Genomic DNA, 14,599 nt, shown 5'->3' with positions numbered 1-14,599 from the left:
CGCCGTCATGAAATCGTTGGTCTGCACCGCACGCAGGGCCACCACATATTCGTAAGTACGCCCGTCTCATCACGCCGACACTTTTCACCGGCAGGGAAGACCGCGAACGCCTGCGCAACATTGTCATGCCAGCTGACGCCGTCCGCATCCAGTGTTGCGCGCAACTCGTCAATGAAAATGGCATCGGCGCGGCGCAGCGGATCGGCTGCCTCGCCCGTGACTTCGCCGAGAATACGCACGCGGATCGGGGTCCGGGAAGGGATGGCGATAAACCATCTCGCGCGGCTTGGGCCCAGTGCCACGCCCAGCTCACGCACTTCATCCTTGAACAATTCGCGCAAGGGTTTGAGCAGCTTCAGGTGCAGCGACTCGGGCAAGCCGCCGACGTTGTGGTGCGACTTGATGGTGTGGGCTTCTTAGTTTTTGGCCGAGAGCACTTTCGATCACGTCGGATAGATGGTGCCTTGGGCGAAAACCACTTGGCCGACGGCAATTTCGCCATACGCTGGAAGATTTCCACACGAACACGCGGCCGATGATCATGCGCTTCTGTTCGGGGTCGAGATGCCTTTCAGCTGGCTGAGAATTCCTCCGCCGCGTCAACATGAATGATCTTCATGTGCATGTGATTGCCGAACATGTCCATCACCTGTTCGCCCTCGTTCAAACGCAGCAGGCCGGTATCGACAAACACACAGGTGAGCTGATCGCCGATTGCCTGGTGGACCAGCGCCCGCGACACTCGAATCCACCCCCCACTCAGGCCGAGAATGACCTCCTCGCGCCCACCTGCTCGCGGATGTGCGCGATCGCGTGCGGCGCGTGGTCCGGCATGTTCCACGATCCGTCACAGCCGCAGATATCGTGAACGAAACGGTTATAGATCGCGCGTCCCTGGCGGGTGTGCGTCACTTCAGGTGGAACTGGACGGCATAGAAGCCACGCGCTTCGTCGCAGCCATGCCGGCCAGCGGCGTCGTGTCGTTCGAGGCAATCACCTTGAATCCGGCGGCAACTCCGTGACTTTGTCGCCGTGCGACATCCACAATCGAGCAACCCGTGACCTTCCGCGTTGGAGCGATCCTGAATGTCTTCGAGCAATTTCAGTGGCCGCGCGCGCACTTCGGCGTAACCGAATTCACGCACCCGTCCCGTCTCGACCGTGCCGCCAAGCTGTGCAGCCATGGTCTGCATGCCGTAACAGATGCCCAGAACCGGCACGCCGAGTTCGAACACCGCCTGCGGCGCGCGCGCGGTGCCATCTTCGGTAACGGAGGCGTGGCTGCCTGACAGAATAATTCCGCGTGGATTGAACTGGCGAAATGTCCTCGTCGGACATGTCGAACGGATGCAGCTCGCAATACACACCGGCTTCACGCACGCGGCGCGCGATTAACTGCGTGACTTGCGAACCGAAATCGAGGATGAGGATTTTGTCGGACATTTGTCGTTGGATTGGCGGTGGAGGTTAGCGTTGGGTTTTAACGCAGGGGTTTCCGCGCCCTGCTCCTTGGGATCGGTTTGCTTGGACACGATGCCCTGCAGTGCCGGGCCGGCGCCGAACGCCAGCACGTTCACCAGGATGAAGACGTACATCATCCAGCCTTGTGTGGCGAGCCCGTATAGCGCATAGACCACCGCGCCGGAGATCAGCCCCAGCAGAGACAGGCGCACTTCGCCAAACGTCCTCAGGAGCCACCCCAGCAGTCCGGCCTGCACCACGGCCGCGGTGATACCCACGCAAAACAGCGACAGACCGTTCTCAAATGGTCCCCAGCCAAAGCGAAAATTGGTGTACAGCACCCAAGTCGTGTGCAACAGAATCTGCGCAAGGCTCGCCAGCGGAAACACCGCCACCAGTCCACGAATCTCCACGCGTCGCGCCAGGCCGACGAGGGCGGTAAACGGGTTCGCCTTGGCCCACGAAAAGTGGTTGCGGCGATCACGTGTCAATGATTCCGGCACAAAGAAATAGCCAAAAATGAAATTGGCGAGGCACAATCCGCCCGCCACATAAAAAGGCAAATGCAGATCGATGCTACCCAGAAACCCGCCGATGACCGGGCCGAATATGAACCCCATGCCGAAGCACGCGCCGATCATGCCGAACGCTTTCGCGCGCGTCTCCGGCGTACTCACATCCGACGCATAGGCGTTGGCCACCGATACGCTCGCCGAGGACAAGCCGCCGACGACACGCCCGATAAAGAGCATCGCCAAACTGGTCGCCAGCGCGGTCGAGAAGAAATTAATCGCCATGCCCACCATCGAATACAACATCACCGGCCGGCGGCCAACCTTGTCTGATAAGGCACCGAGCAGCGGCATGCACAGGAACTGGCACAGGCCAAATACCATCGCCAGGATGCCATACCAATGCGCCTGCAATTCGCGGCCTTCGACATATTGGCCGACCAGCACCGGCAATACCGGCACCGCAAGTCCGATTCCCAGCATGTCGATGAAGACACAAACCATGATGAAATTCAGGCCGACCGGCTTGGCGGCCTTGGCCGGTTTGCCGGTCGCGGTCTCTACCGTGGTGCTACTTTCCAAAATTCTTCTCCCATACCTTTGCAACCACCGGATGTTGCTCGGTCAATGCGACCGCTTTCGAGAGCTTCGGACATTGGGCATTGAACCAGTCGCGGCCGGGACGCCAGCGGCTGACCATGGCGATGTAAACGTCCAGTGCGGTCATGTGCTCGCCGAGCACATAGGGTGCCGGCGACAGGTTTTGTTCCAGCAGGCCCCAGAAGAACTTCTGCTTCTCCACGGATTTTTCTTTCAACGCCGCTTGCAATGCGTCACCGTCAACCCAGCGCGACGGTTCATCGCCAATGTCAAACATGGCGTAAATGTTTGCCGGGATGAAAATCATCCAGCGATAAAATGCCGCGCGTTTCGCCGGGTCCAGCGGAATCAGGTCTGGAACCTTCTCGGCAAAATGGAGAAGGATCGCGGCGCTCTCGGTCATCACCGTACCGTCTTCGAGCACCAACGTGGGAACCTTGGCTTGTGGATTGGCTTTGACAAGTTCGGCGAAATGTTTGTTCTGGTCCCAGAACGACGTCTTGATGTACTCGTAAGGCTGATTGGCCAATTGCAAAACCACTTCGGCGGCAGCGGAGCCCATTCCGGGTGAACCAAACAATTTCAACATGGCGGATTCTGCCACTCAGGAAAATGCCACGGCCGAAGCCGGCGTGACGGTGACGGCGGCGTGACCGGCCGAAAACTGGTGGAGCACGCGATTGTGATGATCGATGATCTGGTGGGCATCAAGTGTCGGCGAATTCCATGTCCCGTGCGCGTCCGCGGCGAGGGTGACATCAATGCCGAGCGACACGGCGCGGCGCACCAGTTCCGGGCACAATGCCCAGCCATCGCGTCCCGGTTGCAACATGTCTCCGGCCCGCCGTTATGCTGAACAAAAACCACCGGCAGGTTTCTTTCGCGCGCTCGCGCAATGAGATCGACAATATTGCCGAGTATTTTTGGCCAGCCGGCATGCATATCCTTGCCGCGGGCAATACCCACCTGAACATCGATGACCAATAGTGCCTGGTTTTTTTCGTTGCTCATCGGCGAGCGTCAATCGACACGATAGTTAGGCGCTTCTTTGGTGATCTGCACATCGTGCACGTGCGACTCACGAATGCCGGCGGACGTGATTTCGACAAACTGTGCATTCTTGTGCATTTCCTCGATGGTTTTGCAGCCCAGGTAGCCCATGCTGGAACGCAGACCGCCGGTCAACTGATGCACCACGCCCAGCATGCTGCCCTTGTACGGCACGCGACCCTCGACGCCTTCCGGCACAAACTTGTCCGCGTTGTTTTGCGGATCCTGGAAATACCGATCCGAAGATCCCTTTTGCATCGCGGCCACCGAACCCATGCCGCGATAGCTCTTGTACGAACGCCCCTGATAGAGCTCGGTCTCGCCGGGCGCCTCTTCCGTGCCGGCGAACATCCCGCCGAGCATGACCGTCGAGGCCCCCGCGGCCAGCGCTTTCGCCATGTCGCCTGAAAAGCGAATGCCGCCATCGGCGATGCAGGGAATGCCATGTTTCGCGAGCGCCGCCGTGACGTCGGCAATGGCCGTGATTTGCGGCACGCCCACTCCCGCGACAATGCGCGTGGTGCAGATCGAGCCTGGCCCGATGCCGACTTTCACGCAATCCGCGCCATGATCCATGAGCGCCAGCGCGGCGGCGGCGGTGGCAATGTTGCCGCCGATCACGTCGACTTGCGGAAAATGTTTCTTCACCCATTTCACGCGGTTCATCACATTCTTCGAATGCCCGTGCGCGGTATCGACCACGATGACATCAACGCCAGCTTCCACCAGCAATTCAACGCGCTGGTCGGTGCCCTCGCCAATGCCGACGGCGGCGCCAACACGCAGGCGTCCCATGTCATCTTTGCAGGCAAAAGGATGTTCGCTTGATTTCAGCACGTCCTTTACCGTGATGAGGCCGCGTAGCTCGAAGGCCTTGTTCACCACCAGCACGCGCTCCAGTCGATGCTTGTGCATCAGCGCGAGTGCTTCTTCGCGGGTCGTTCCTTCTTTCACCGTCACCAGCCTGGACTTCGGCGTCATGACGTTCTTGACTGGTTGATCCAGCTTTGTCTCGAAGCGCAGATCGCGGTTGGTGACGATGCCCACCACCTTCTTGCCGACGAGCACCGGAAGTCCGAGAAATTATGTTTGCGGGTCAACGCGATCACATCGCGGACACTCATATCCGGCGTGACCGTAATTGGATCCTTGACCACCCCACTCTCAAATCGCTCACCCGCAGAACTTCGGCCGCCTGCATTTGTCCGGTCATGTTCTTGTGAATGATACCGATGCCCCCTCTGCGCCAGCGCAATCGCAAGGCGCGACTCGGTGACGGTATCCATCGCCGCGGACAGCAGCGGGATATTCAGGCCGATTTTGGCGGTCAGACGGGTTTGAAGGAAACGTCGCGGGAAGAACAGCAGAATGCGCGGGGATCAACAGCACATCATCAAAGGTCAGGGCTTTTTGACGACTTTCACGTTTTTGGCTCCGACAAAATCAGCATTATACGCGAGCCGGATTTACCTTCAAAATCGGGCGCACAATGCTCATATTCGGTTGACGCGAAGGATATTTACGATTACCTTAGCGAATCTAGGCGAAGTTCTTTGGCTAACCGTTGACAATAAATATACTTTTGGCTGTTTTTCCAGATTTTTTCGCAAAAATTGGCGCAAAATACCGCAAAGGGGCTGGTTTGGCGGTGGCAAGCATGGGTTTGCTCGGTTTGGTCGGCGGTTGTGTCGCCCCCGAGCCACCCAAAGAAACACCGATCGCACCGATTGTCATCGTCCCGGTCGCCAAACCAATTGAACTGACGGCGGAAGCGGATTCCGCACTGAAGGCCGCCGGACAGAGCGTTATTGAAGCGCGGGTAAAGCGTGCATTGTGGACCGCTGCCGTTGAGCACCTGAACAAAGCGCGTGCAGCCGCGCAAATACTGGATAGCACGGCCACCTCGTGCACGCGAAGGGAAGTGGTGGCGCTGTGCGCACTTTCCATCAAACAAACGGCGCTACCGCCGGTCAAGTGGTAAATATCTGAACATGTTGCAAGGAGTAGTCCACATGAAATCCTGATTCAATTATTCATTGCCATCGCTATTTTGCTGGCGACCGCGACCGTCGCGGCACAGGTCTACAAGGGGGTAGACAAGGATGGCCAGGTGCAATACAGCGATGCGCCACCCCCAGCGGGTCGTCGAAGGCCGAGGCCAAGAAGGTCGAGTCCAGTGCGCCGATGGCATCGACCGCCGGCACACCGGCACCTCTTGCAGGATCGCGCCAAGGACTATGACAAGCGCCGCACCGACGTGGCAGATAGCGAAGAAGGCGGTAAGCAACACGAAAATGACGAAATCGCCGAAGAGAACTGCAAATCGGCCCGCGCGGGGTTGCGCGATCTCGAGAGCGGGACGATCGATTCGACGGACCAACGAAAAAGGGCGAGATCAACGTCAGGTCCGAAGAAGAGCGTAAGCCGAACCGACCAAGTAGCGCCGCGCCGCCGCATCATGTAAAGCCTGACGCATGCGCCGTTGTATTCATGCCTTGATGAAGTTTCGCGAGCGTGATGCAATGGTTCTTGAACTGGATTTCAATGGCCTCGCCGGCGCTGATTTTTTCCAGCTCTCCTTACAGTTGTCAAGCGCAGAATCCGGTGTTGGGCGACATCAAGAGTTCGCTCATTCCTCGGCGAACCACTAAATTTGCCCACGGCGGTCTGCTCGACGGCACCTGATACCGTGGCGGATTTGCCAACCGGTCATCGAAAATGAACGGCACGAAAATACATTGCGCAGTAAAGACCTGATCCTGAAATGGTGGAGCTGCGCATTGCGCTACCTGCAAACCCGCAAACCGCCAAAGGAACCGGTTGCGCGATTTCCGATACGGATCGGCTGCCCCGGCGAACCCGCGTTCGATCGGGATTTCACGGTACTGCTTGATCCGCCGCCGTTCATCGCGCCACCTGTTGCGTCGATGGCAACGGAAACGCGCACGCGCCCAGGTTGCGCCGCCCACCTCAATGACGCGAGCCGGGTAAGTCAGGCAAGCCGCCACGCTGGCAGTTGGCACACCAAGCGCACCACAACGAGAGACGCCGCAGCCGTTGCGGTACCCGCAGCCACCGCCGGAAACCGCAAGCGCGGCCAGCGCCACGGCGCTAAGCTTCAGCCATCGCCGCCACCTGGGCCGCGGCCAAAGCTGCCGCCAGAGCTGAAACCGCCGTCCGCGGCGAAGGCTTCTCATTGCGCCTTTCCGGCTCGGCAATGGACCTGTCGCGAAGCCGCAACGTATCCGAAGCACAACGCCGGCAGTTGCGCGAAAAGCAACTCATGCTCGATGCCGATGATCAGGTCGCGGCACTGCTATCACTGAAGAACACTGTGAAGCAGATGGAACAGCGCCTCCATGAAATACAGCTGAAACAGACCGCGGAACTGCCGATTCGGGCCGCGGCGCCCGCTTCATCCGGCGCGCACCGGCAGCAACCATTGCGCAAACACCCACTGAAGCGGTGCTCCTGCCGCCGCCGGCCGCACCCGTCGCCACGCCAACGGCCCGCCCAACCGAGAAGCTCATCCGCCCGAGGGAATCGATCACCGACACGATTATCGGCTATCTGACGTCACCGCTGGCCTTGGGGAATCGTCGTTGCACTGCTCGCGCTGCTGGTGTCCCGGGCCTGGTCGCGCCGCGATGGCAAATCGAAAAAAATCCGCAATTCCGTCGCAACGAACGCGCAACGCTCCAGCACGGCGACGGCTGAATCCACACGGGGAAAATCCACGGGGTCAGGTTCGGACGACGCCGCATTCGATGATTGGGAGAATGAAGAAGTTGACTCTCCTTCGACGGACAACCAACTGGCGACGAACATGTTCGAACCGTACGCGGCTTGCCGACGAACCAACCGAGATTTGGCAGGCCGATACGGCGGCGGGTCGTGGCACTGTCGGGGCCAGGATCGACACTCACCACCAAGTGGATGCACCGGTCGTTTTCGACGACACGCCGGCAAGCTACGAACTCGATGCGAATACCGCGACTGCCGTCGATTTTCTGGTTGGGATGGACGAGAAGCTCCCCGAGGACAGAGTGCGGCGCCTGCAGTACATGCACGAGCGCTACCCCGAGCTGAAAAGCAATACGGTTTCGATCGACGATGCCGAGCCTGTCATCCCGACGGCGCGCCTCTATTACGAAGAGAGGCGACCGAGGCAACGGCCGCGAGAAAGCCAGTGAACTGCTCACCTTCGCGGTGGAAGAACGTCCGCAGGAAATCCGTTTCTGGCTGGCGCAGTTCGAGATCTTTCGCCTCGAAAACATGGTCGCCGAATTCCACGAATTGGCCGGGAAATTTCATGTATTGTTCAGCCATACTGCGGCGTGGCCAAGGTGCGCCATGTTGGCCACGAACTTGATCCCGGCAATCCCCTGTTTGCAGCCAGCGGCAGCCCGCTTCTGGCGGGTGAAACGCGATTTGACCCGATTGCCGAAAACTGGCTCGACGCCCCCATGGACTTTACCTCTGATGCGTTGATGTCCGACCTGCGGCTGGCATTGCTGGATGATCACGGCGTCAGTCGCGCTGACTTTGAATCCATCACGGCCCGTTTCGCGACTGCCGACGGATCGGCGTAACAAGTAGCGGCAAAAAAAATGCAAACTGGCAAGTCACCCGAAAACGATTCCCTCTCCATGTCGACAGCGCTGGATGGCACGGCGCCGCAGACTGGCGCGCAGTGCATGGCACTGATTGGAACCGTCAAGGCATTTGCCGATACGCCGGCGCCCATTGCGGCGGAAGCGGTCCGTGAACTTGTCGCATTCGAAAACCGCTTGTATCAAGTCATTCAATCCGACAAAGTCGCTTTCTTTGCCATCACCGAAAAAACGGCGGCGGAGCAATTCGCGCATGACCTGCACTTGATGCACGGCGTGGCGGCCAAGACGATGGAAGCTCTCGTGCAGCGACGCGGCGAGTGGACCAAGGAAGACGCTGAACCGCTGCTGCAACGCATCGTCGCTTTCGCCCTGTATCACCATGGCGCGGCGATAAAGTGGTGCTTCTTCCGCCACGAACCGATCAAGCCCACCTTCTGGCCGGATCTGCACGCGCTGTACAAGTTTGCCGAGAGCCACGGGTTCGCCAACACACCGATCGAACTGTTCGCTGTCGAAGCGAAATACAGCGTCACCGCGCAGTCGCTATATTTGCGGGCGTTGATGCTGGAAGTGCTGAACACCGGCAGCCTGACCGTGCCGCAAATTGAAATTGCCGACAAATGGCTGGCGGAGTGGACAACCGAGTATGCGTTCGATGAAACCTACTCGCCGCGTTCGCATGCGCTGTTTGTCGATCTCAACCTCATGGCTGGCCTGCAACTGGTCACAAGCAGTGCGGCCAAGCCCTCATATCGCTATGCGCGCATCGAAGGCCTGAAAGAGCAAGTCGAGGCGGTACGCACGCAGCTTCGCACCGGCAATCCCTATCGCGGCCGCGGTGCGTCCGATTCATTCTCGATCGAAGAGCATGTTGCGCTGCTGACGACCATTGAGCGCCTGTATGCCACCCTCTTGCAGGCCAGCGCATCGCGCATTGAGGCACGCAAGCCGGTTGAGAATCTGACGGCGGAAGTACGGCTCGGGTTTAGCGAGGCACGACGGGCGATGAGCAGCGAGGCCGGCAAAGCGACCCCCGCACATAACGCGCGGCTTGCGGCAACCGGGAACACGCACGCGAAATTTGGCGGCCTCCAACTCACCCTGGAAATGCCGGCCACGGGCAACGCGCTCGACCGCCGTTGAGACATCCGCAAGGCGGTCCACCGGCATCCGATGCGCTCGAGACCCGCTGGAAAATTCACGACATGAGTTCAAAGGGCATCGGCCTGATCGTGGATCGCGCGACCGGCGATCGCATTAGCGTTGGACAACTGCTGGCGGTAAGGCCGGATGGGTTCGCGTACTTCATGCTCGGTGTGATCGTTCGCAAACTGACCCAGCGCACCCAGGACGAGACGCTGTTGGGCGTTGAAATGCTTTCCTATCGCCCATTGCCGATGACCCTTTATCGCTAGGCAGAAGTAGCCCTGTCTCCACTTCACATCTTTCCGTTTACCCGGCGAGCGTTTTGCGTTGGCGCGACGCGCATCTTTCGGGTCGGCTTGCAGTGCACGATAGAACTCGACGCGATCGCCGTCACGCAGCCAATGATCGCGGGCACGTACCTTGCCCCATACGCCGACAGCCACCGCGTTCGCCGCAATCGTCGCGATCCCGGGCACCGAATGACATGCGGCATCAATGGCCATCTGCACGTTCGCGGGTTCCGGCAATTCCACGGCAATTTCGCCTTGCGATTCAGGCGCTCCGCCAGGCTACACGCACCCGCAAGACGCTCACCGGGTCGCCGTACAGCGCTTCCGCTCGCGTCACGAAACGTTCGATCATAGTGTTGGCGATCATGCCGAACACGGGACCGACCGCTTTCTCCAGCAACGTACTGGAAAATCCGTAATCGAGCGTCAGCGACACCTTGCACGCCGAATCCGACAACGCCTGAAATCGCCATTTACCTTCGAGTTCGCTGAATGGCCCTTCACGCAGATTCATTTGAATCTCGACATTTTCGATTTTGGTGTTTTTCGGTCGTGAAGGACTGCCGGATCCGCGATAGTCGATATGGATGGTCGCCAGCGTTCGCGTCTGATCGCGCACGGGCGTCTCGGCGCCGCCGCACCATGGCAGGAATTCCGGATAGCGCTCGCAATCGTCCACCAATTCGTACATCTTGGCGGCGGAATAGGGGAACAGAGGGCAGATTTTCGACGTGAGCCATGGCAATCAGATTCTATCCGACCGGGGCGCAAGCATCCCATGGGATAATTCCGGCTTATGAGCATTGTCGACAACAAAAAAGCCTTTTTCGATTACTTCATCGAAGAGCGCTACGAAGCGGGCGTCGTACTCCATGGCTGGGAAGTGAAAGCCATCCGCGCCGGCCGCGCGCAGATCAAGGAAGGTTACGTGATCCTCAAACAGGGTGAACTGTATCTGATCGGCGCGCATATCTCCGCCCTGCCGGAGGCGTCCACCCACGTCATCCCCGACCCGGTGCGCACCCGCAAACTGCTGCTGAAGGCGGATGAAATCAAGAAACTCGTCGGCAAGATCGAACAGCGCGGCTACACGCTGGTCCCGCTTAATCTTCACTACAAGGGCGGCTTCGTCAAACTCGAAATCGGCCTCGCCAAAGGCAAGAAGCAGCACGACAAGCGCGATGTGGAGAAGGAAAAGGACTGGAAGCGCGAGCAGGAGCAACTGATGAAAAGCGGGTCGGGTAATTCTTCGTTTTGCGGGATAAAATGACGCGGAACGCCATTTGGCGGGGGCTTTCAGGCATTTTCGGCTTGGAGGGCGCGCCAGCCCGCCCCAGTTTATGCTGGGACTTCTAATCAACTCCCCGTTCGTGCTGAGGTGTCGAAGCACACTCAATGTAGGGCATTGATTCATTGCGTCGGAATGCCCTTCGATACGCCGCAGCGGTTACCCTGTCCTGAGGACTCGAAGGATCAAGGGCGAACGGAATTAGGTTGATAAGTGGCCCTTCTGGCATGATTCGGCTGGGCCTGGTCGAAGCGGAGTGCATTTCTCATTCCATCAGCACCCCAGAATAAAAAAGCCACCGCAAGGGGTGGCTTTTTTCTATTCTGGGGTGGCTGATGGGGTTCGAACCCACGACAACTGGAATCACAATCCAGGACTCTACCGCTGAGCTACAGCCACCATTGACTTGTGTGTCACACAGACGGAATCTGCAGGACGTAAAACGGAAACGGATTATACCAAACCCGCACTGTGCGGGCTTGATCTATTTTCTGCGGGCTTGCATCGCGCAAACATGTCGGCGTGATCCTCACAAGCCGGGCATCGCATAGTAAGATTTGACCTTGTGGGGTGGATTGCGGATGTTGCGTCACTTGTGCCACCGTTTCCCCTCATCCCCACCCTTCTCCCGGGGAGAAGGACTTTAGAAGCCGCACCAAATATGAACCTCATTCCCACCATCCTCTGCGGCGGCGCCGGATCGCGCCTCTGGCCGGTTTCACGCGAGACTCATCCGAAGCCGTTTATTCGGCTGGCCGATGGCCAAAGTCTGCTGCAGAAGGCATTCCTGCGCGGCGCGACGCTGGCGAACGTGACCGAGGTGATCACAGTGACCAACCGGGAATTGTTCTTCAAGACCGAGGACGAGTATCGCGAGGTCAATATGGCGAAGGTGCCGACGTCCTACATTCTCGAACCGTTTGGCCGAAACACCGCGCCCGCGATTGCCGCGGCCGCGATACATGTCGCGAAAACGCATGGCGAGGACGCGATCCTGCTGGTGTTGCCCGCCGACCATCTGATCGCCGATCAAGCCGCCTTTGCCGCCGCCGTCGCGAAGGCCGCCGAACTCGCGCAGCGCGGCAGCCTGGTGACCTTCGGTATTGAGCCGGACAAGCGAAGACCTATGTCGAATCCGGCGACTACCTTTGGAATTCGGGAATGTTCTGCTTCAGTGCGGGCACCATGTTGCGCGAGCTGGGCCTGTATAGCCCGGACGTATTGAGCGCGACGCAAACATGCATCGCGCAATCGCGCGTGTCCGAAGGCGTCGGGAAGGGCGCCGCCTTCACGCAAACGGACTTGAATCCGGACACGTTCGCCAAAGTGCCGGATATTTCGATCGACTATGCCGTAATGGAGAAATCCAAGGTTGTCGCGGTGGTGCCATGCCAGATTGGCTGGAGCGACATCGGCTCCTGGGATGCTGTGGGCGCGCTATCGGCACCGGACGCCCAGGGCAACCGCATTCAGGGCGAAGCCATGGTGCACGATTCCAACGACAATTTCGTGCAAAGCAGCGATCGCATGGTCGGTGTTGTCGGCGTCAATAACCTGATCATCATCGATACCCCCGACGCGCTGCTGGTCGCGGACCGCAGCCGCGCGCAGGATGTGAAACACATCTATGCCGGGCTAAAGGCCAGGGGACATGAAACCTACAAGCTGCACCGCACGGTCCACCGCCCGTGGGGCACCTACACGGTCCTTGAAGAAGGCGCGGCATTCAAGATCAAGCGCATCATGGTCAAGCCTGGCGCGACGCTATCGCTGCAGATGCACCACCACCGCAGCGAACACTGGATCGTCGTGCACGGCATGGCAAAAGTGGTCAACGGCGAAAAAGAGTTCCTGCTCGACACAAACGAATCTACGTACATTCCGGCTGGCCACAAACACCGGCTGGAGAACCCCGGGGTCATAGACCTCGTGATGATCGAAGTGCAGAGCGGCGAATACCTGGGCGAAGATGATATCGTCCGGTTTCAGGATATTTATGGGCGTGCGCAGGCGGCGAAATAATCGGTGATGCACGTGCGAAAAGGCGGTAACTGGATAAGTAGCACCATAGGGTTGGCTGATTAAGTAAAATCAGCATGTGGTTCGACAAGCTCTACGAACGGGCTATTGTGCTTTCCAATATTTGTGACATCCAGTATTCGTTCGCCCTGAGGTATCGAAGGGTGATAGGGCTTCGATACGCGAAGCGTACCCTGTCCTGAGGGACTCGAAGGATCAGCCCGAACGGTGTATTGATTTATGGAAATCTCAATAGACGGATTTCCGTTTGTCATGCACCCTACATGCACCCTGCATGCGCTTCGCACCTCAAGGTAGCGGCATGCTACCCTCAACCACAACACACATGAACCTCAATTCCACCATCGGACAACCGCATTGAATGCAACCCCCCAAACATTCCCGGCCCACAAATCGCCGCGCAAGCAATTCAACGTGATCCTGTTCTGACGGTCATCCTGCCGACGACCCTCGCGATCATCTATTACGGCCTTCGTCGCATCGGACGTGTACATCTCCGAATCGCGTTTCGTGGTGCGCAGCCCGCAGCGTTCCGCGCAGAGCGGATTGGGCGCCTTGCTGCAAGGCACCGGATTTGCACGCTCGCAGGATGACACCTATTCGGTTCACGATTTCGTGCTCTCGCGCGATGCGCTAAAGGAACTGGACGATCACCTCGCGAGACGCAAGGCTTACTCCAGCAAGGACGCGGACATCATCAATCGCTTTCCGGGGTTGGATTGGGACGACAGCTTTGAAGCATTCCACCGCTACTATCGCAGCCGCGTCACAATCGACTACGACACCGTCTCGTCGATTACCATCCTGAAAGTGCGCGCGTTCACGGCCGAGGACTCAAGAAAGATCAACGACCTGTTGCTGAAGATGGGCGAGCGGCTGGTGAACAACCTGAACGACCGCAGCCGGCAGGATCTGATCAAGACCGCCGAACTCGAGGTCAGCGTCGGGGAAGAAAAAGTAAAGAAGGCCGCCGTCGCCCTTGCCGGATTCCGATCCAATCAATCCGTCTTTGACCCGGACCGCCAATCCGCGCTGCAACTGCAGGGCGTATCGAAACTCCAGGAAGAACTGATCTCCACCGAAACACAGCTCTCCCAGATTACGCGCGTCTCACCGAATAACCCACAGGTCGCGTCGCTGAAAAATCGCATCGAAACATTGCGCAGGACCATCGCCAATGAAACCGCGAAGGTTGCCGGCGGCGGAGGTTCACTCACGTCGAAATCCGGCGCGTTTGAGCGCTTCACGCTGGAGAAACTGTTTGCGGAGAAACAGCTTGCTGCCTCATTGGCGGCGCTGGAATCCGCCCGAAGCGAAGCCTTGCGCAAGCAACTCTACCTGGAGCGGCTTGTGCAGCCGAACCTGCCGGACAAAGCGATGGAACCGCGACGGATACGCTCCGCATTCATGGTGTTTGTGCTGGGGCTGGTCGCCTGGGGCGTGATCAGCCTGCTGGTGGCCAGCATCAAAGAGCACACGGACTAGCCGGGCATCAAAGATGAATGCTGATGTATCGATATTGCGTTCACTGAGGATCCAGAGCCGGACGCTGCACGCGCTGATGATGCGCGAAGTTATTACGCGTTTCGGTCGCGA

15 protein-coding genes, 1 tRNA gene and 3 pseudogenes are annotated in these 14,599 nt (G+C 58.6%); 10 read left to right on the top strand and 9 right to left on the bottom strand.

Annotation, left to right across the window (positions count from 1 at the left end; all coding sequences use genetic code 11):
• From guaA to IPP88_22800, 6 genes and pseudogenes are all read right to left on the bottom strand, one after another.
• Positions 1-1,443, bottom strand: a pseudogene (guaA, locus tag IPP88_22825) (glutamine-hydrolyzing GMP synthase).
• The gene (locus IPP88_22820; GenBank protein MBL0125379.1) at positions 1,392-2,477 is read right to left on the bottom strand and encodes a TCR/Tet family MFS transporter; all 1,086 of its coding nucleotides are present in this window, start codon (positions 2,475-2,477) and stop codon (positions 1,392-1,394) included. Before IPP88_22820 ends, guaA begins: the two are co-directional and overlap by 52 nt.
• 67 nt (positions 2,478-2,544) lie before the next feature.
• Positions 2,545-3,162 carry a glutathione S-transferase family protein gene (locus IPP88_22815; GenBank protein MBL0125378.1) on the bottom strand — a complete coding sequence of 206 codons (618 nt, stop codon included), beginning with the start codon at positions 3,160-3,162 and terminating at the stop codon, positions 2,545-2,547.
• The gene (locus tag IPP88_22810) at positions 3,156-3,584 is read right to left on the bottom strand and encodes an isochorismatase family protein (protein ID MBL0125377.1); all 429 of its coding nucleotides are present in this window, start codon (positions 3,582-3,584) and stop codon (positions 3,156-3,158) included. Before IPP88_22810 ends, IPP88_22815 begins: the two co-directional genes overlap by 7 nt.
• Before the next feature lie 9 nt (positions 3,585-3,593).
• On the bottom strand, positions 3,594-4,691 hold the full coding sequence (guaB, locus tag IPP88_22805; protein ID MBL0125376.1) for an IMP dehydrogenase: 1,098 nt from the start codon (positions 4,689-4,691) through the stop codon (positions 3,594-3,596).
• Between the two features lie 52 nt (positions 4,692-4,743).
• A pseudogene (locus IPP88_22800) lies at positions 4,744-5,027 on the bottom strand (IMP dehydrogenase).
• A 253-nt stretch (positions 5,028-5,280) separates the two neighbouring features.
• On the opposite strand from IPP88_22800, the gene IPP88_22795 reads away from it, so the two are divergent.
• The 7 genes from IPP88_22795 to IPP88_22765 all read left to right on the top strand — a co-directional run bounded on the left by IPP88_22795 (position 5,281) and on the right by IPP88_22765 (position 9,382).
• The gene (locus tag IPP88_22795; GenBank protein MBL0125375.1) at positions 5,281-5,604 is read left to right on the top strand and encodes a hypothetical protein; all 324 of its coding nucleotides are present in this window, start codon (positions 5,281-5,283) and stop codon (positions 5,602-5,604) included.
• Positions 5,605-5,673: 69 nt separating this feature from the next.
• Entirely contained in the window at positions 5,674-6,087 is a 414-nt protein-coding gene (locus tag IPP88_22790) for a DUF4124 domain-containing protein (protein ID MBL0125374.1), read from the top strand.
• Positions 6,088-6,361: 274 nt separating this feature from the next.
• Complete coding sequence (locus IPP88_22785) at positions 6,362-6,949, top strand: hypothetical protein (protein ID MBL0125373.1); 588 nt, start codon at positions 6,362-6,364, stop codon at positions 6,947-6,949.
• Between the two features lie 139 nt (positions 6,950-7,088).
• Complete coding sequence (locus tag IPP88_22780; protein MBL0125372.1) at positions 7,089-7,340, top strand: hypothetical protein; 252 nt, start codon at positions 7,089-7,091, stop codon at positions 7,338-7,340.
• Between the two features lie 62 nt (positions 7,341-7,402).
• The gene (locus IPP88_22775; GenBank protein ID MBL0125371.1) at positions 7,403-7,816 is read left to right on the top strand and encodes a hypothetical protein; all 414 of its coding nucleotides are present in this window, start codon (positions 7,403-7,405) and stop codon (positions 7,814-7,816) included.
• Positions 7,817-7,960: 144 nt separating this feature from the next.
• The gene (locus IPP88_22770) at positions 7,961-8,215 is read left to right on the top strand and encodes a hypothetical protein (GenBank protein ID MBL0125370.1); all 255 of its coding nucleotides are present in this window, start codon (positions 7,961-7,963) and stop codon (positions 8,213-8,215) included.
• An 18-nt stretch (positions 8,216-8,233) separates the two neighbouring features.
• The gene (locus IPP88_22765; GenBank protein MBL0125369.1) at positions 8,234-9,382 is read left to right on the top strand and encodes a hypothetical protein; all 1,149 of its coding nucleotides are present in this window, start codon (positions 8,234-8,236) and stop codon (positions 9,380-9,382) included.
• Positions 9,383-9,450: 68 nt separating this feature from the next.
• Here the strand turns inward: IPP88_22765 and IPP88_22760 are convergent, their stop codons facing one another.
• Both IPP88_22760 and IPP88_22755 read right to left on the bottom strand, forming a co-directional pair.
• Positions 9,451-9,924 (bottom strand): RnfH family protein, encoded by a 474-nt coding sequence (locus tag IPP88_22760; GenBank protein ID MBL0125368.1) that lies wholly within the window; start codon positions 9,922-9,924, stop codon positions 9,451-9,453.
• A 13-nt stretch (positions 9,925-9,937) separates the two neighbouring features.
• Positions 9,938-10,366: a type II toxin-antitoxin system RatA family toxin gene (locus tag IPP88_22755; protein MBL0125367.1), complete on the bottom strand. Its 429-nt coding sequence runs from the start codon at positions 10,364-10,366 to the stop codon at positions 9,938-9,940.
• A 105-nt stretch (positions 10,367-10,471) separates the two neighbouring features.
• On the opposite strand from IPP88_22755, the gene smpB reads away from it, so the two are divergent.
• Complete coding sequence (smpB, locus tag IPP88_22750; GenBank protein MBL0125366.1) at positions 10,472-10,945, top strand: SsrA-binding protein SmpB; 474 nt, start codon at positions 10,472-10,474, stop codon at positions 10,943-10,945.
• A 342-nt stretch (positions 10,946-11,287) separates the two neighbouring features.
• Here the strand turns inward: smpB and IPP88_22745 are convergent.
• Positions 11,288-11,362: transfer RNA gene (locus IPP88_22745), tRNA-His, on the bottom strand.
• Positions 11,363-11,624: 262 nt separating this feature from the next.
• Here IPP88_22745 and IPP88_22740 point away from each other — a divergent pair.
• Together IPP88_22740 and IPP88_22735 are read left to right on the top strand one after the other, a co-directional pair.
• Positions 11,625-12,985, top strand: a pseudogene (locus IPP88_22740) (NTP transferase domain-containing protein).
• Positions 12,986-13,489: 504 nt separating this feature from the next.
• Positions 13,490-14,488: a hypothetical protein gene (locus tag IPP88_22735; GenBank protein ID MBL0125365.1), complete on the top strand. Its 999-nt coding sequence runs from the start codon at positions 13,490-13,492 to the stop codon at positions 14,486-14,488.
• Positions 14,489-14,599 lie beyond the last annotated feature (111 nt).

Source organism: Betaproteobacteria bacterium (assembly GCA_016720925.1).
Taxonomy (GTDB): domain Bacteria; phylum Pseudomonadota; class Gammaproteobacteria; order Burkholderiales; family Usitatibacteraceae; genus UKL13-2.
The sequence above is the reverse complement of the archived record's forward strand: the minus strand, read 5'-3'. Positions and strand labels throughout refer to the sequence as shown.